The organism is Aulosira sp. FACHB-615 (assembly GCF_014698045.1).
GTDB lineage: Bacteria > Cyanobacteriota > Cyanobacteriia > Cyanobacteriales > Nostocaceae > Nostoc_B.
The window spans coordinates 141750-159770 of sequence record NZ_JACJSE010000005.1 but is presented as its reverse complement, the minus strand read 5'-3'; the positions used below and the strand labels follow the sequence as shown (position 1 = coordinate 159770).

14 protein-coding genes are annotated in these 18021 nt (G+C 40.4%); 8 read left to right on the top strand and 6 right to left on the bottom strand.

The window, feature by feature from the left end:
• Positions 1-8: 8 nt before the first annotated feature.
• The 3 genes from H6G77_RS10250 to H6G77_RS10240 all read right to left on the bottom strand — a co-directional run bounded on the left by H6G77_RS10250 (position 9) and on the right by H6G77_RS10240 (position 3825).
• Positions 9-1505 carry an HlyD family efflux transporter periplasmic adaptor subunit gene (locus H6G77_RS10250; protein ID WP_190672702.1) on the bottom strand — a complete coding sequence of 499 codons (1497 nt, stop codon included), beginning with the start codon at positions 1503-1505 and terminating at the stop codon, positions 9-11.
• 173 nt (positions 1506-1678) lie between these two features.
• Positions 1679-2554, bottom strand: coding sequence for an SDR family oxidoreductase (locus H6G77_RS10245; protein ID WP_190672705.1), 876 nt, complete (start codon positions 2552-2554; stop codon positions 1679-1681).
• A 344-nt stretch (positions 2555-2898) separates the two neighbouring features.
• Positions 2899-3825 (bottom strand): carbohydrate ABC transporter permease, encoded by a 927-nt coding sequence (locus tag H6G77_RS10240; RefSeq protein WP_190593611.1) that lies wholly within the window; start codon positions 3823-3825, stop codon positions 2899-2901.
• Between the two features lie 257 nt (positions 3826-4082).
• Here H6G77_RS10240 and H6G77_RS10235 point away from each other — a divergent pair, with 257 nt between their 5' ends.
• A complete protein-coding gene (locus H6G77_RS10235; protein WP_190593613.1) occupies positions 4083-4694 on the top strand; it encodes a DUF1003 domain-containing protein in 612 nt (203 codons plus the stop codon).
• Positions 4695-4939: 245 nt separating this feature from the next.
• Positions 4940-5662, top strand: coding sequence for a cadmium resistance transporter (locus tag H6G77_RS10230; RefSeq protein ID WP_190593615.1), 723 nt, complete (start codon positions 4940-4942; stop codon positions 5660-5662).
• A gap of 135 nt (positions 5663-5797) precedes the next feature.
• Here the strand turns inward: H6G77_RS10230 and H6G77_RS10225 are convergent, their stop codons facing one another.
• Together H6G77_RS10225 and H6G77_RS10220 are read right to left on the bottom strand one after the other, a co-directional pair.
• A complete protein-coding gene (locus H6G77_RS10225; RefSeq protein WP_190593637.1) occupies positions 5798-6403 on the bottom strand; it encodes an exopolysaccharide biosynthesis protein in 606 nt (201 codons plus the stop codon).
• A gap of 115 nt (positions 6404-6518) precedes the next feature.
• Entirely contained in the window at positions 6519-7439 is a 921-nt protein-coding gene (locus tag H6G77_RS10220; protein ID WP_190593617.1) for a lipid kinase, read from the bottom strand.
• 712 nt (positions 7440-8151) lie between these two features.
• Here H6G77_RS10220 and H6G77_RS10215 point away from each other — a divergent pair.
• The 6 genes from H6G77_RS10215 (at position 8152) to H6G77_RS10195 (ending at position 11967) form a co-directional block, all read left to right on the top strand.
• The gene (locus tag H6G77_RS10215; protein ID WP_190593619.1) at positions 8152-9210 is read left to right on the top strand and encodes a metal ABC transporter substrate-binding protein; all 1059 of its coding nucleotides are present in this window, start codon (positions 8152-8154) and stop codon (positions 9208-9210) included.
• Positions 9211-9360: 150 nt separating this feature from the next.
• Complete coding sequence (locus tag H6G77_RS10210) at positions 9361-10227, top strand: metal ABC transporter ATP-binding protein (protein ID WP_190593621.1); 867 nt, start codon at positions 9361-9363, stop codon at positions 10225-10227.
• Positions 10228-10334: 107 nt separating this feature from the next.
• Entirely contained in the window at positions 10335-10565 is a 231-nt protein-coding gene (locus tag H6G77_RS10205) for a type II toxin-antitoxin system Phd/YefM family antitoxin (RefSeq protein WP_190871500.1), read from the top strand.
• Positions 10562-10798 carry a type II toxin-antitoxin system VapC family toxin gene (locus H6G77_RS35665; protein ID WP_242049183.1) on the top strand — a complete coding sequence of 79 codons (237 nt, stop codon included), beginning with the start codon at positions 10562-10564 and terminating at the stop codon, positions 10796-10798. Before H6G77_RS10205 ends, H6G77_RS35665 begins: the two co-directional genes overlap by 4 nt.
• Entirely contained in the window at positions 10779-10949 is a 171-nt protein-coding gene (locus tag H6G77_RS35660; RefSeq protein ID WP_242049182.1) for a type II toxin-antitoxin system VapC family toxin, read from the top strand. The genes H6G77_RS35665 and H6G77_RS35660 overlap by 20 nt, the downstream gene beginning before the upstream one ends.
• A 160-nt stretch (positions 10950-11109) precedes the next feature.
• On the top strand, positions 11110-11967 hold the full coding sequence (locus H6G77_RS10195) for a metal ABC transporter permease (protein WP_190593627.1): 858 nt from the start codon (positions 11110-11112) through the stop codon (positions 11965-11967).
• A gap of 78 nt (positions 11968-12045) precedes the next feature.
• Here the strand turns inward: H6G77_RS10195 and H6G77_RS10190 are convergent, their stop codons facing one another.
• A complete protein-coding gene (locus tag H6G77_RS10190) occupies positions 12046-17997 on the bottom strand; it encodes an AAA family ATPase (RefSeq protein ID WP_190871499.1) in 5952 nt (1983 codons plus the stop codon).
• Positions 17998-18021 lie beyond the last annotated feature (24 nt).

The window sequence follows — 18021 nt, the reverse complement described above, 5'->3', positions numbered from 1 at the left end:
GTCACCTGTTACCTAACAGAAAAAGCTTCGCTAAATCGCCGAGTTACAGGTTCGATCAGGAAAGTTAAAATTGATTTTTTGCGCGTGACAATTTCTCCTGTAGCTACCATACCGGGTGTAAATACTACTTCTTTACCCCGTACATTTAGGGAATGTTTATTCATTTGAATTCTGGTGGGGAAAACCAAACCTAAGTCCTTATCAACCACGGCATTGGGACTAACTTGTACGACTGTGCCATCAATAGTGCCGAATTCTTGGAAAGGGAAAGTAGCCATTTTAACCTTTGCTTTCATTCCTGGACGAATAAAGCCAATATCGCGGTTGAGGACTTTCACCTCTAGTTCTAATTCTTCGCCATCTGGCAAGATTGACAGTAATTCTTCCCCTGATTGTACGGGGCCTTTGGTCGCCTTAATTCTGTAGATTGTCCCAGCCACAGGTGCTTTAATGGTTTCTCCATCTTGTTGCTTTTTCGCCTGGGCTAATTGACCAGAGACAGTGGTTAATTCTTCTTTGCGCTTGTTCATTTGAGTCAAAATTTCGCTTTGACGCTCAGATGTGACACGTTGTGCTTGATTACGCGCCCCTTGAAAAGCTTCTTCGGCTTGACGTACTTCTTGGACTTGGGCTGCGATGTCTTTTTCGAGGGAGACAACGCGATCCTGTGCTTCTGAGACTCTGTTACTCGCGTTGGTTACTTCATCTTCTGATCTGGTGACATCTGTGGTAGCACGATTTAATCGTTCTTGCGCTTCTAAGTAATCAACTCTAGGGACAGCACCAGGAGTAATCAAGGTGCGGAGTTTGGTTTCTCGATTTTTGGCAATTGTTAATGCTTCTTTGACTGTGGCGCGGATATTTTGAGCATTAGCAAGATTAGCTTTAGAGTTAACTAATGCAGTTTTGGCAGTTTCTAAATTTTCTCGCAATCTTGTTAGGCGGACTTTTGCTTGGTCGAGGAGGGCGCGTTGGCGGTTGGCTTCGGCTTCGGCGGTGGCTTGACGTGCTTGATAATCGCGCAGACGTGCTATTAACAGTTCATCTTGCAATTTCTCACCAGTGCTTTGACCGCCGATGCGTTCTACATCCAAACGCTCTAAGTCATCTTTAATCAACTGGCTAGATTCTGTCAGGCGGTTTACGTCTGTTTTTTGGAAATCGGGGTCGCGTTGAATTAATACTTGATTTTTGGTGACGCGATCGCCTTCTTTCACCTTCACTGCTAAAATCATCCCATTCCCCAGCGATGTCAAAGGTCTGACTTGGGTGGAAGCAATTAATTCCCCTTGAGCGATGGCTACTTCATCAATTTCCGAGAAATTCGCCCAGGCGATCGTGCCGAATAACGCTAAACTAATGGTTCCGGCTAATAATCTAGTATAAAGCGGGGGCAATTCTTGAACTGCCTTACCTAACTCATAAGACAATTGATCCTCTGGCTTGGCGAATCGCTGTTTTGTTTGACGCGCTTGAGCAGCATTGGCAAATAGGGGAGAAGTCATAAGATTTTTAAATTTAATTAGGAGGGGCTAGGGGCTAGGGACTAGAGGCTAGGGGCTTGGAGTTAGGGTTTAGGAATTGAGGACTTGGGGAGGAACTAAGGATCGCATTAAACTAAGCTCTAACCTGTAACCTCTAACCTCTAACCTCTAACCTCTAACCTCCACCCCCTGATTCAAACTGCTAAATAGCGTCGTAAAAAATTTTCCAAAGTTTCCAACTGAAAATTGAAAATCTTCTCTAAATTAGCTATTTCATCTTTTTTACAGAAAAATTCATTAGATAGCAATGTCCGATAAGTCCCCAAGGCTGTTTGCGCTTGCGGACTGAACAAACCAATAATATGTCTTAAGCCATCCACTAAGAAAACTGGTGGGTTGATGACTATCGGTTCTTTATTAAAAATTCGACCAAAAATTTGCGGAATATCTTCCCGTTGCAAAATTTCTGGCCCCCCAACTGGCAATATTTGGTTATGCGCCTGTGTAAGTTTGACAGAATCAACTATCATTTTTGCTAAATCATCTGTACTCACAACTGAGCTACGGTTTTTGCGATCGCCAATTAGTAAATACAATCCTGTTTCTCGAAACTGTTCTGCCAGTGGCAGCAAATTAGATGCTAGTCCAGATGGACGTAAAATTGTGTAATTTAAGCCACTATCTACCAAATATCTTTCGACTGCGCGTTTAGCTTTAAACACAGGCGCATCTTCATAGCCGCGATCGACTCCCAACACAGACACAAACACAAAATGCTGAACTTGGTTAGCTTTTGCTTGGTCAATTAGTTCTATGTTGGCGCGATAGTCTAGTGAGAGAGCATCACCATCAGAACCATGAGTGCTGATAATATATGTGACACCTTGAGTTGCTTTTTCTATATCTCTAGTTTGGCGCAAGTCACCAATAAAAATTTCTGCGCCCCGATGTTCTAACTCACTATAATGTGAGGTCAGCCGCACAAACGCCCTGACTGATTGTTCTTGTTGGCGTAGCAGTCGCACAACACGACGACCAATTCCCCCCGTTGCTCCTGTTACTAAAAACATATAAATACCTAAAAATTAATATACTTAGAGGATATTGGGAAAGTATTTAGGACTTACGCATCAAAACGAAAAATCAAGGGTTGTGGCGAGGGTTCAAGGGTATAGGGGTGTACTTATTCAAAATCCTTACACCGTTCGGCTGACGCTCACGGCAAAGCCCCAAACCCTTTCACCCTTACACCCAATCTCCACAGATAATCTTTGTGCGTAAGTCCTGGTTAAATATCCTAGCTTTTTTGCCATCATTCTCCAGCGACAAAAAACCACCCTGAATGTAGCACTTCTCAATCATTCTCCTCAACTTCCAAGAAGTTGAGAATCTGAATCTCTAGATTGTTTGGCTGCTAAACTAGAGAATCTCCACCTGATTGATTAAGAGTTAACCGTAAAACTGACAGACCTAAAATTATTAAAAATAATATTAATCCAATTGTACAAGCATAGCTAATGTCTAAATTACTAAAAGCTTGTTCATATAAATAATAAACAATGGTTTTAGAACTATTGAGTGGCCCGCCTTGAGTCATGATATATACTTCTTCAAAAACTTTTGTAGCGGAAATAGCTGAAATTACTGCTACTAAAGCTAAATAAGGTCTCATTAAAGGTATCGTAATATCCCAATGTTTTTTAATACCATCTGAACCATCAATAGCGGCGGCTTCATAAACATCAGCCGGGATTGATTGTAACCCAGCTAAATAAATTACCATGTAGTAGCCCAAGCCTTTCCACATAGTTACAGCCATCACACTGGCTAGAGAAATGGGTAAAATCCCCAAAATTTTATCTGGACTAGTTAACCAAGGAATTCCTTCGGGGAAAATTCCTAAAGTTTTGAGTAACTGATTCAGTAAACCGTTTTCGGCGTATAACCATTTCCAGGCGATACCTGCAACTACCATTGAAATTACTACTGGTGTATAATATGCGGCTCTAAACCAACTAACACCCCGCAGTTTTTGATTGACTAAAATTGCTAAACCCAGGGGAGTAATTACGAGAATGGGAACTACACCCACTAGATAAAGAAAGGTGTTTTCTAAAGTTTTCCAAAACACTGCGTCTTTCCACAACCGCAGAAAATTCCCAAAACCTATCCATTGTGGTGGCTGGGAAATATCTTCATAGCTGGTGAAACTGAGGTAAAAGGCTTGTAATGCAGGCCAGAAGACAGTTAACCCCAACAGTACTAACGCTGGTAGCAAAAACAAGTATGGTGTAAGTTTTTGTTGGATGAGAATCCAATTTTTAGATGTCAGTTGACTCATAACTGTGTGAGTTCGACAGCAAGGCTAACTCATATTACACGAACAGATGCAGTTGGAGAGCGATCGCACGATTTTCGATTTGGGAATTGCTGTCTCAATCATTTTTTAGTTTATCTCAGTATTTCTTAGCTGTTCTCTGTATCAATCACTTAAATTTATTAATTTAAAAAATAATAATATTTGTATTTATCAGAGTAACAGCATAAATTAAATTCATCAACAAAAACACAGACAGCAATCACCCAGAGAGGTAAATTATGAAGCCAGTAGTTAATCAAAAATTGGCAACGCAACAAATTACAACTGAAGAATTAACTCCCGGTCAACGCCTTGCAGATAAACTCGCATCTCATGTAGGTTCTTGGAAATTTCTGATTTGTCAAAGCACAGTTTTAGCCGGATGGGTTGGTTTAAACTTAGCACCAGGAGTTCCTCACTGGGATGAGTCACCATTCATTCTGCTGAACTTGGTGTTTTCTTTCGCTTCAGCTTACACTGCACCAATTGTATTAATGAGTCAAAACCGCCAGTCTGATACTGACCGAAGAAACGCCGACATTGACCATCAGGTAAACTTACGCGCCGGACAAAATATTGAACTACTCCATGAAAAACTGGATAAATTACATACACAACAAATTGCTGAGTTGACTGAAATCGTGAAAGAACAGCAACAAATGTTGCGGGAAATGAAAGTACATTTAAGTGTTTCCAAGGAGGTTAAAGATAATCGCGTTACTTTAGCACCAGGACTCGTTGTACAAATTAACGAAAAATTTCCGAAAACAGCACCTTTTACTCCAGTTAGTAAACAAGATAAGTTCGTTGATGATCATACCAAAGTTATTGATCAATACATTCGTCGATAACAATGAATGACCTACAATTTCATTTTTTCAACAGAGTGAGAGTCTAAATTTTAAATATCTTGAGCCAGTTCTAGACTAAAATCTTGACTCTTCCACTCTTCAGTTACAATCAGCCTTCGCAGCTTTTTTATCTTCAGTTACTTATTGAGATAAATTCATTTGGGATGCTACATCTCTACACTTACTTAAAGTAGTTAATTCCCAAAATATGCAGAAATCAATGTGCAGATCAAGGAGAGATAGACATGAATGGAATTATTAACAGTATTCCCACTGGTATCACAGCTTTTACCGCTACAAATTTGGATGATTTAGTTATCCTGACGCTGTTATTCTCGCAAGTGAATGCAAGTTTCCGTTGTCGACACATTGTGATTGGTCAATATCTAGGTTTTAGTACATTAGTAATTGCTAGTTTAGTTGGTTTTTTAGGAGGTTTAATTCTACCTTCTGAGTGGATGGGTTTTCTTGGTTTTGCACCCATTGTTATTGGCTTACATCGTCTATTGAATCCAGATCAAGATTCATCTGAAACAACCGCATCAGAACCAGAATTAACTAAATCTTCTCCCTTAACTAACTGGTTATCTCCCCAAGCTTTTAGTGTTGCTGCTATTACTATTGCGAATGGTAGTGATAATGTCAGCATTTATATGCCATTGTTTGCTAATGCAGATTTCTCTAGTTTACTAGTGATTATTGCAGTCTTTTTATCGCTTGTTGGTGTTTGGTGCTACGGCACATATAAACTTACCTGCCAACCTGCTATCTGTAATTTAATTTCGCAATATGGTAACAACATTGTTCCCTTTGTGTTGATTGGTTTAGGTGTGTTTATCGTTTTAGATAGTGCTTCATTACCTCCCATTGCGTTAGTTGTTAGCTGTTTAGTTTTAACAGGCTTAGTCAAACTATATGGCATCAATGCACAAGTAGAAACATCTAGTGATGTTGACTGGAGAATATAGTTAGCAATTATGGTTCAGCCAGCAAAGCAATTGATCATCTTTTGAAATTGAAAGAAAATCCTGCGGATTCCTAATGTAGCTTTGTTGGTAAAACCCCAGACTTCTAGTCTGAGGGGTTTATTTATAGAATTTGTTTTATTTAAAAAAATTAGGTAATAACCCAGGTGCTAACCAGACTGCATATCCCAGAAATGCAAAGAAAGAAGTAATTAAAGCAGTAATAATATAACCAATACAAATCAATAAACCATCAGCTTCGAGAGTCGCAATTGCTAATAGTAATATGCCAATAGTCGGAATCGGATTTGTTAAAGGTAATGGTAGCATTAGCAATATTGTTAACCAAGAAATACATAACCCATTCAGTCGCCAAGTTAAGGGATTACTGGCGATGCGCTTTAGGCGTGGACGGGTAATTTTTTCGACTATTTTTGTGAGACGTTGGAGATTTTTTAAGATAAGTTGGGCAAATGGACGCGGAAATTGATATCTGGCGATTTGTTTTGGTAGCCAAGGCGATCGCCTGCCAAAAACCATCTGTATAGAAACCAGCAAGCAAGCAGCACCAAAAGGCCCAGCTAACCCTGGAGGCATGGGAAACAAAAAAGGTAAAACTAATAAAGCTATTATCAGGCTAAACCCTCGTTCCGCAGTCTCTGCCAAAATATCACCTAAAGTTAAGTGGTGATTAGATAAGCGTTGTAGCAAGGATTTAATTTCTTGCGAAAATCTTAGAGGCATTTGGCGCGAGTTAGAGTGAATTGTCACAAGACCCAGCTTTTTTTAGTATATCGGATGTAAATTTAAATATCGGGGAGTGGTGAGTCAGGAATCGAAAAAACACTATTCTCTGAATTTATATTGGCGGTACTAAAACCGGTATTGCCTTGGGTATGACTTTAAAACTGGCAGGAGTATAAGTTGTGATTTCCCCATCAGTATTAATTGGGCGGGGTTTGCGAGTATAAATTTCAAATTTTTGTCCTTGCAGCGCCCGTACACTCCGCCAGTGAATATGTCTACCTTGGCGCATTGCTGGCAATAAGGGTATGATTTGCCACCAGTGTTCTATTTCTAAACTGTAGAGATCCAATCTTTGATCATCAATAGTGGCATCGTGAACTACTGCCATACCACCACCATAATAACGACCGTTACCGATCGCAATCTGCACAGTTTTAACACGAAAGGATTGATCCTTGATTTTAATTTCGGCGCTAAAGGGGCGAGACTCCCAAATTACTTGTAATGCAGTGGCAATATAAGCTAATACTCCCCAACGACGTTTTCTTTCTTTGGTGAGTTTTTGGGTAATTTTGACACTCAATCCCATACTGGCAACATTAAAAAAATGTTTCCCGTTTACCCAACCTAAATCAATGCGGCGCAATTCTCCATAGGCAATAATTTCGCAAGCTTCTGCTAAGGAATTGGGAATTGCTAATGTTCTGGCTAAATCGTTGGCAGTACCTAAAGGTAAAATTCCTAAAGGTAATTGTGTTTCTACTAAAGCTTCCACTGCGGCGTTTAAAGTTCCATCACCACCACCCACAATTACTAAATCAACTTCATGTTGATAACGGCGAATAATTTCTGAAAGATGTTTGGGGCTTTCGGTAGATTCTTCTATTAATTTAAAGCCAAGTTTATTTAGATAATGAGTTGCTTCTCGTAATCTTTGCTCTCCTTGGCGGGCATGACGATTAACTAACAGTAACGCACGGGAATTTACTGGTATTGACCTTTGTCTTGTTTGTTGCCAATTATCAGCTTCCATACAATTTAATTAATTTGGTTAAGATAAAGATATGTAAGTATATTTTTTACTTGATTGGTTTATTTCTATGTTTGTAACTTTTGATTTATTGCATAAGCTTACTTAATTATATATTAAACAGATTTAAAAAAAATGTAGTCAAATTACTCTTTATTAAAGCATTTTAGGTTTAAGAGTCATCAGCAATCATTAAGAAATAATTTATAAAGTAAATCTTAAGTAGGGTGTATTATGGCTTCAGCCTAACGCCTCTACATAATTTTGGATTGTACACTTATACCTCATTTCGCTGAAATATATGTAACATCACGAATAATTATTACTAAGTATTAAGAAAAAATAAGTTTTGCAAGAATAAAAATTGTTTTTAGTATTAATCAAAATTAAACCCCAATAATTTTGGTGAAATTCAATATCTAAATGATCAAACATTATATTTTTTATTAATTAGTAAACTCGGTGTAATATTATGCCTAAAAAATCATTATCGAGTTAGATTTATACTGAAATATATGGCTTGTCATATAGAAACATCTATCTTAAGAAGGAACTCATACCCAGTTTTTTAGACAGAATTAATCCTAAAACCAGCCAGATGTTAAAAAAACATAAAAGTTACAGGGAAATCCTCTATTGGGGGATTGTATTAACTAGGAGGAAAATATTTACTATTGGATGATTTCACACCCAAAAAATTACTAATATTCAAGTAATGAAAACATCTGCGTGGTTATTAATACTTAGTTTGTCACTAACAGCTTGTAATGCACCACCAAATACAACAGTGTCTCCTAACCCTGGTGGCACTGGTGCGACTGCAAAACCTGTGCAGAATCAAACTAAAAGTAAACTAACTGTTGTGACCACAGTTGCACCGATCACGAATATTGTGAGTAATATTGCAGGCGATCGCACTCAAGTCAAAGGCATTATTCCTGAAGGTGCTGACTCTCATACATTTGAACCGCGCCCTAGTGATGCTGATTTGTTATCCAAAGCTAATTTGATTATCGTCAACGGACTGCGTTTAGAAGTACCCACGGAAAAACTCGCAAAAACTTCTAAACCCAAAGAAACAAATATTTATGAACTGGGGAACAACACTATTACGGAAGCCCAATGGATTTATGATTTTAGCTTTCCCAAAGAAAAAGGAGACCCCAATCCCCATTTATGGGTAAACCCCAAATATGCAGAAGCTTATGCTAAATTAGCCGCGCAACAATTAACAAAGTTAGACCCCGAAGGGAAAGAATACTACGAGAAAAATTTGACGAACTACTTGCAACGTCTGGACGAATTAGACAAAGTTACCCGTGAAGTGGTGGCGAGTATTCCTGCTAAAAATCGCAAACTGTTAACATACCACGACTCTTGGGCTTACTGGGCTAGAGAATATGGCTTTGAAGTTATCGGCGCAATTCAACCATCTGATTTTAAAGAACCTTCCGCCCAAGATGTTGCCAAACTCATCGACCAAATTCGCAAATCTGGAGTACCTGCAATTTTTGGTTCAGAAGTCTACCCCAGCAAAGTTGAAGAACAAATTGCCAGAGAAGCCAAAGTCAAAATAGCCAATACCTCTGATGATGAATTACCAGGAACGGGATCAGCTAATGCCATAGAAAATACTAATCCCCAGCATACTTACATTGGCATGATGGCAAACAATCTGCGAATCATGGCCGCAAATCTGGGCGGAAATCCTCAATTAGTTGACAAGCTAAATACTACCAATGTCGTCGGCCCAGCTACCACGGCTAATAAATAACAAAGTGTGGAGTGAGGAGTAGACAAGGTAGAGAGGGTAGACAAGGTAGAGGGGGTAGACAAGGTAGAAAGATTGCTTCCTTGTCTCCCTTGTCTCCCTTGTCTCCCTCATCCCCCACTTCACACTTCATACTTCAATTACTTAATTTGCATGGAAACAATATTAGAAATTAAAAATCTTACCTGTGGTTTTCAAACTCAACCAGTGTTGACGAATGTCAATTTGTGCTTATATCCTGGGCAACTTTCTGGTTTAGTGGGGCCTTCTGGTAGTGGTAAAACTACTCTAATTAAAGCCATATTAGGGTTAGTTAAACCTTGGGCAGGAGAAATTTGGTTTCGTGGAAAACGTTTAAAACCGGGAACCGCGCCGCCAAAGGTGGGTTATGTCCCGCAAGTAGAAACAGTAGATTGGAATTTTCCGGTAACTGCACTGGAAGTAGTGATGATGGGGCGTTACCGCAAACAGCAATTTTTACCTTGGTCATCATACCGCGATCGCATCATAGCTAAAGCTTTATTAGAACGGGTAGGAATAGCGCACATTGCTAATCGTCCCATTGGTGAGTTATCTGGTGGACAACAGCAACGGGTATTTATTGCTAGGGCGTTAGTTGGTGAACCAGAAATTGTTCTGTTAGATGAACCAACCAGTAGTTCTGATTTACGAGTGCAGCATGAATTATTACATTTGTTGGCGGAACTAAATCAACAAGGGTTAACAATTCTACTTTCTACCCATGATTTAAATTCGGTAGCGACTCATTTACCTTGGGTAGTGTGTTTTAATCACAGTGTTATTGCCCAAGGTGAACCCAGCGATGTGTTTACACCTGCAATTTTAAAGCAGACCTTTGGTGCAGAAATGGTGGTATTTCATCAAAGCGATCGCATTTTGATTGCTAATGCAGGTACTTCCTTACGCCATCAAATGCAAGACAATTTACCCGATATTCTCAGAAAAATTCCCTCAAGCCACAACGGACATAATTCTAAATCTTCAAGTAGTAGCAATTAGCAAAATTAACCCAAAAAAGCTTATTTTGTCAGCTTTTTGACAATTCATCATCCAATGATCGATAACTGTAAAATTAAACAAAAGCAATGGTATTAAAACCCAAAACAATGACAAGAATTTCATTAACAGAAGCGCAACTTCATTTACCCGAACTGATTGCTAGTTTGCAACCTGGTGAAGAAGTAGAAATTATTACAGGCGATCGCACTGTCGCCAGACTAATTGCCGAACTTCCGCCACTGCGTAAACCACGACAGCCCGGTAGTGCGATCGGAACTTTAACTATTTTGTCTGACGATGAAACCCACTTAGAAGACTTTCAAAATTATATGCCATGAAGTTGTTACTCGATACTCAGGCATTTCTTTGGTTTGTACTTAATGATCGCTCTCTTAGTCAAGTTGCTTGTAATTTGATTGTTGATCCTTTGAATGACATCTTACTAAGTCCTGTTTCCTATTGGGAAATTGCTATCAAAGTTAGTATTGGTAAATATCAAATTCCTGAAAGCTTTGCTACCTGGATTGAGCGTTCAAATCTACGTCAACGAATTGGAAATATTACCTATTAAAGTTTCTCATACAGCCGCGATTGTTAATTTACCATTTCATCATAAAGATCCCTTTGATCGGCTTTTAGTTGCTCAAGCAATCACAGAAAAGATTCCGATCATTAGTGCAGATGCAGTTTTAGACAATTACGCAGTCACTCGTTATTGGTAAATACACAGGACTTACGTAAGTGTCACAATTGGCGGTTGGTGTGTGACGCTATAAATCTTATAACTACGTTCAAATCTTCTCGTTGCGTCACACACCCTACAGAAAAAATATGATAGTTGCGTAAGTCCTAAATACAATAACTACCAAACTTATTAAATACATGGAATTTCTACTTAAACCTTTTGCTTATGAATTTTTTAGCCGTGCTGTCATTGTGGGGATGATGGCGGGGCTATTGTGCGGTGTGATGGGTGTATATATCATTACTCGCAGGATGAGTTACATTGCTCATGGTCTTTCTCATGCTATTTTGGGCGGAGCAGTGTTGAGCTATGTTTTAGGGCTAAATTTTTATATTGGTTCGGGAATTTGGGGATTTGCTGCCGCCTTGCTTATCCAATATCTTACAGGGCGCAAAGTATATTCTGATGCTGCCATTGGAATTGTTACCACGGCGAGTTTTGCTTTGGGTGTCGCGGTAATTAGTACCTATCGCAAATTTAGCCAAAACTTTGAAGCGGCTTTATTTGGCAATGTCTTGGGCGTTTCTCCTACAGATTTGTGGTTTGTGACGGTAGTATCGATTGTGATTTTAGGCTTAGTGTTTGTATTTTATCGCCCTTTGTTGTTTTGGTGTTTTGATAGAGAAGTAGCACAGGTGCATGGTGTACCAGTGGTGGTGATGGATACATTATTTGCTTTAATGCTGGCAACTTTGTTAGTCGCCACATTAAATATTTTGGGAGTGACATTAATTATCTCTGCGGTAGTGATTCCAGCTTCCATTGCGCGACTGTTGAGCGATCGCTTTGGTTATATTATGATTATTTCTGGCATTTTAGGCGCAGCGATCGCATTTGTGGGAATTTACCTCAGCTACTACTTAGATATTGCCTCTGGCGCTAGTGTAGTTTTGCTATCCACTTTAATTTTTGCTGGTGTCTTACTGTGGAAAAGCATTCAAAGTCGGCGAAAACGCTACTTACCACCTATTTCTACACAACATTATCAAGGGTAGTGTGGGAGTCTTGTTTGAGATATGAATGAGACAGACAAGGGAGACAAGGGAGAGTGGGGAGAATATGGGACTGATAACTCAGCACTCCTCACCAATCGGCAGGTAGATGCAAAACTCGCTACCTTGACCCAACTGGGACTGTACTTCCAGTCTGCCACCATGTTTTTCTACCACAATTTGACGAGCGATCGCTAATCCCAAACCCGTACCTTTACCCACAGCTTTAGTAGTAAATAAATGCTCAAAAATTTTCTCTTGTACTTCTTGTGTCATACCTTTGCCATTATCGCGGATACCGATATATACCTGCTTTGATCTAACTTCAGTATGGATAGTAATGATTTGGGGATTGGCTTCTAGTTCTTTGAAGGATTGAGTTTGCGCCATTTCGTCAAACATATCAATGGCATTAGCCAAGAGATTCATAAATACTTGGTTTAACTGTCCAGGGAAGCATTCGATTGTGGGTAAATCGTCAAACTCTTGGATAACTTGAATCTCTGGACGGTGTTCGTTGGCTTTGAGGCGATATTTCAAAATTAACAATGTGCTATCAAGTCCCTCATGGAGATTGGCAGAGATTTTGTATTCGGTATCAGCACGGGAGAAGGTACGCAGACTTGTACTGATATTTGTGATCCGATTCGTTGCACCTTTCATCGAATGGAGTAACTTGGGTAAGTCTTCCGCCAGAAATTCCAAGTCTATTTTGTCAGCATTGTTTTGAATTACCTTGTTTGGTTCGGGATACTCCTGTTGATAAAGGGCTAAATGTCCCAGTAAATCTTGTACGTAGTCTTGGCCATTGCTGATACTGCCATTCAGGAAACCGATGGGGTTGTTGATTTCATGGGCAACCCCAGCCACCAGATTTCCCAGAGATGCCATTTTTTCGCTTTGTAGTACTTGTAATTGAGTATTTTGCAATTCTACATCTGCTTGATGGCGTTCAATGGCAATGCGGGCAAGATAGGTGGCAACTTCCATCAGTTGGCGGTCATGTAGGGTAAATTCCCCAGCTACAGGCTGATACATAGCCAGGGTAGCCAGCACCTGTCCTTCCGCACCTAAAATGGGTGTCGAAGCACAAGCCCGCAAACCAAAGTCTAAGGCGAATTGATAATTAGCCCAGAGGGGATCGGTAGCAATATCTGTCACTGTAACAGATGCTTTGCAATAGGCGGCAGTTCCACAAGAACCAACTTCTGGGCCAATTTTAGCCCCATCAACTATGGCATTGTAGCCTGCTGGCAAACTGGGTGCTGCGCCATAACATAATCGCCCTTCGGTATCAATCAGCAAAACGGAACAATAGGCTGGATGATGAACGTGGCTTTCAATGTATCGGGCAGTTGCTTCTAAAATCGTGTTTAAGGAAACCCCTTGGGCAATCAACGCCAAAATTTGTTGTTGTCCATTGGAAAGTGCCAAAACTTCTGCTAAATCCTGCGACTTTTGTTGAGCATCTTGGAGTGAGTGTTCCAACTGTTGATAAAGTCGGGCATTTTCCAGGGAAATTGCCGCTTGGGTGCAGAGGAAATTGAGAATTAAAATCCGCTCTTCAGTAAATACTCCACTGGTAAGTTGATTGTTGAGATATAAGATGCCAATTAAATGCCCTTGATGGAGCAAGGGCAAACATAGTAAGCTTTGGGGCTGGTGTTGTCTGAGATATTCCCCAATCACAGGTAAGCTAGTTTCCATGTTGTCAATCACCACAACTTCTTGGGTGTTTTTGACGTAATAAATCAACTTTATTGGTACATAAGGATTATTAGTGAGTGGTTCAGCACATAGTTGTGTTTCATGAGGAGTAGCCATTGCCCGCACTTGCCATTCTCCAGTCTCACTCAGCAACATCAAGGCACAGCGATCTGCGCCTGAGTTTTGCAGAATGATTTGGGTGAGTTGATGTAAAAGTTCATCTAATTGAATTGTGCTAGAAAGTCCTTGAGAGGCTTTGAGGATAGTGGCAAAATCAACGGACTGGTTAATGTTGGTACTACTGGAACTCTTGCGATCGCTGGTATGACTAGATACAGTTAACGGGGAAATCGTTGCTAGGGTACTCAAAATGCTCGTAGATGCTTGTGTCTGTTGCAAGATGGGGCGAAGCAGATTGGGATAGCTGGTTTCTAAGTTAGCAACTTTGGCTTTAGCTCCCCAATGGGTATAACAGTAGTAGGCTTCTTGCATATAACCTGCGGCGACTTTCTCTTTCTCCCAGTTGAGATAGAATTTAGCAGCTAGTTCGTTGGCGAGGGCTTCTTCTTGAATGAATCCATTGGCTTTTGCTCCTGCGATGGCGCGATCATATAAATCTGCGGCTAGGTAATTTTCACCCCACACCCGTTGCTTTTCTGCCTCGATTAAATCTACCTTATGTTGGTGATTCATGGGTGCTTGATGTGCAAATTGAGCCAGAGTCGTTTGATGGGTTTGAGCCATTGCCAAAATTTCATCTTGATCCTGTTCTGATTGAACCGGTAAGCGTGTCAAATGAGTCAGGGCTGCATAAAAATAAAAAATAGGCACGAAAAATGTGCCTGATAAAGCTGCTATGTAAGACTGTGCTTGAGCCTCATAATGAATTGCATCTTGATAATTACCAAAATAGTAAGCCAGTAATAACTTATATATATAGACTTCTGCGATCGCTGTTCCATCCCCATCTTGCTGGTGCTTAGGCAGCATCACTGTTTCATTGTAAGAATTTCCGGTTAAACAATGTGGTTGAGTCACTATTTCAATAAAATTTTCTGCTGTTTGTTTTCCTAAATCTATATAGGCTTGAGCCGCATATTGTTTCACCTGAGCTAAAGCCAGACTATAGTGAGCCATGTCTTGCACAAAACCACTCAATTCTTCACCACTAAAAAATCGGCAATTGCTGTGGATAGCTAAGGAAAAGCCAGCGTACATAAAATTACCAGTCTCCATCCCCACATCAAAAGCTGTTTTCAAGGTTGGGATTGAGTTCTGCAATGGCTCTTTATGGAGTTGAATAAAGCTGCCAAACAGAAACATCACGATGGGCTTAATCTCTGGGGTATTATATTTTTCGAGTAAATTTAAAGCAACTTTGCCAAAATCATAGCCTGTAGCTGCATCTGCTAAAAAGGCAGACATGACTAATCCGTGTATGGCATAGCCGATAGTTGATGATACTGTATTTCCCGATTGCAAAGATAGACTGACCATCTTGGAACTTAGCAAAGGTAATAAACTGGGCATACCCTGAATCATTGGTGGAAATAAGATGCCCATAATACGCATTGCTGCTTGGGTAACACTATCATTGGTAACTGGTAAATCGACCAATGTTTCTACTGGAATATTTGCTAACTGGGTGCTGAGGGTTTGTAGTGCTGTAGCAATCTTGGTGTCGTTGGCTTCTTCAGGTAGTTCAATTCCCAATAGGGATAAAGCTGTTCTGCCCACAGCGATCGCCTCTAAGACATGACTTTGTAAAGTGTTGGCAGCAATTTGAATTTCATAAATTTTCACGCGGTCTAGAACTGTTTGCGCTTGCTGTAACACCAATGCTGCTTGCTGTTCCATACCCTCAAAGTCGCCATTCAAATAGCTGACTTCAGTAAATGTAATATACAGATTTAAAGTCAATTCATATTGATGTTGCCAACAGTTGCTTTCTAATAAAGTAATTCCTGTTTGTAAATAAGTCCTGGCTGCTGGATAGGCTGTAGAATTTCTGGCCTTAACTCCAGCTTGCAAATTGAGTTGAGCTAATTCTTCGCGATCGCTTGGTTGACTAATTAGGCATTGTCCTAAATTCAAATGCTCAACAATATCAAACAATTTTTCCTGTTTTACCGTTTCCGAGGAATTTTGTAGCAGTAATTGTCCGATATGCAGGTGAGTTGAGGTTTTCTGCTCATCGGAAATCAGAGAATAAGCTGCTTGTTGGACGCGATCGTGCAGAAACCGATAATTGAGGGTTTCCTGTGGGGTGTGCTGATTCACCTCATTTTCCCCCAAATAAAATTTGTAAATATCACTTTGAGGCAGAACTAAACCTTCCTGTAAGGCTTTCCACAATGTTGCTGCTACTTCTGTTTGGGATTGCTGCGAAACAATCGCCAGTGTATTTAAATCAAACTGTGCGCCAATACAAGCCGCAAGTTTTAAAATCTCTTGGGTTGTTTCCGGCAGTTTTTGTAATTGCTGCACCATCAATTCAACAACATCATCGGTTAAAGCTGCATCTCGCACTTGCACAATATTAAACTGCCAATATCCTGCATTCGAGTCAAAGGTAATTAACTGGTCTTGATGTAATGCCTTCAAAAACTGCGTCGCAAAGAAGGGATTACCCTGAGTTTTCTGCATGACCAGTTCTGTAAGTGGTTGCACTAAAGATGCAGGAGCATAAAGGGTATCGGCAATCAGATGATTGAGACTATTGAAACTCAGGGGTTGTAGGGTGATGGTGTGGATTTTTACCCCAGCTTTTTCTATACCATTGAGAGTCAATATCAATGGGTGGGCAGCAAACACCTCATTATCCCGATAAGCACCCAGCATTAATAGACAGCCCGTTTGCGACTCAGACATTAACACTTGAATCAAATTCAAGGAAGCCGAATCTGCCCATTGCAAATCATCCACAAACATCACTAACGGGTGTTCGGGCTGGGTGAAGACTTGAATGAATTTTTGGAACAATAAATTAAAGCGATTTTGGGCTGCTGTTCCAGATAATTCCGGTGCTGGGAGTTGAGTACCAATAATGTGTTCGAGTTCGGGAATCAGTTCAATGATAACTTGAGCGTTATCTCCTAAAGCTTGCAGAATCCGAGTTTTCCAGGTTTGTAATTGGGCATCACTTTCGCTGAGTAATTGCCCGACTAAATCCCGAAAGGCTTGCATAAACGCACCCAAGGGAATGTTGCGATTGAACTGGTCAAACTTACCTTTAATAAAATAGCCACGCTGGCGGACAATGGGTTTGTGGACTTCATTGATGACGGCAGTTTTCCCAATCCCCGAAAAACCCGCCACCAGCATTAATTCTGTAGTTCCAACGGCTACCCGCTCAAAGGCATCGAGTAAGACTTGTACTTCGGTTTCCCTACCGTAGAGCTTTTCGGGGATGATGAAGCGATCGCTTAAATCTCTCTGTCCTAGTTTAAATTCCGCAATTGTGCCTGTTTCTTTGTACTGGCTCAAACAATGTTCCAGATCATATTTGAGTCCGATGGTACTCTGATAACGGTCTTCGGCATTTTTCGCCATTAGTTTAGCCACAATTGCAGCTACCATTGGCGGTACATCGGGATTGACTTGATTTACAGATATCGGTACTTGAGCAATGTGACAATGAATCAACTCCAATGGGTCTTTACTGATAAATGGCAATTGTCTAGTTAACAACTGATACAGTGTGATACCCAGAGCGTAAAAATCTGCCCGATAATCAACCCCCCGATTCATCCGTCCTGTTTGTTCTGGCGCGAGATAAGCTAGAGTACCTTCTAACACATTGGGATTTTGGATGGTTTGGGTTTCTTTGGGTAACAGGGAAGCAATACTGAAGTCGATGAGTTGTACTTGTTTGGAGTCTGGATGGATGAGAATGTTGGCTGGTTTAATGTCTTTATGGATGACTCGATGTTGATGCAGGTGATGGAGAATCTCTGCTATTTGAATGGCAATAACCAGCGTCTCAGTCAGTGAGAGGGGCTGTTGTTGGAGGTACTTTCCTAAAGAAATACTGCCAAAGTCTTCCATCACTAAGGCATAACTGTTCCCCACAGATTCCAGACTCAAGGGTTGAACAATGCCTGCGATCGGCAGATTTTTGGTGACGGTATATTGATTACGAAATTGTACAAGTTCACTAAAGCTGGGATAATCCTGAGCCAGCAACTTAATTACTACTGGGCGCTGTGTCTCTATTTGCACCGCACGATACACAATTGTTTTTGTTCCTTGATAGATTTGCTCAAGGATCTGATAACCCGAAAGCTGCAAAATTGGTTGCGTGCGGGTGCTATTAGAATTCGCCATAGACTTCAGTGAAACACATATTTT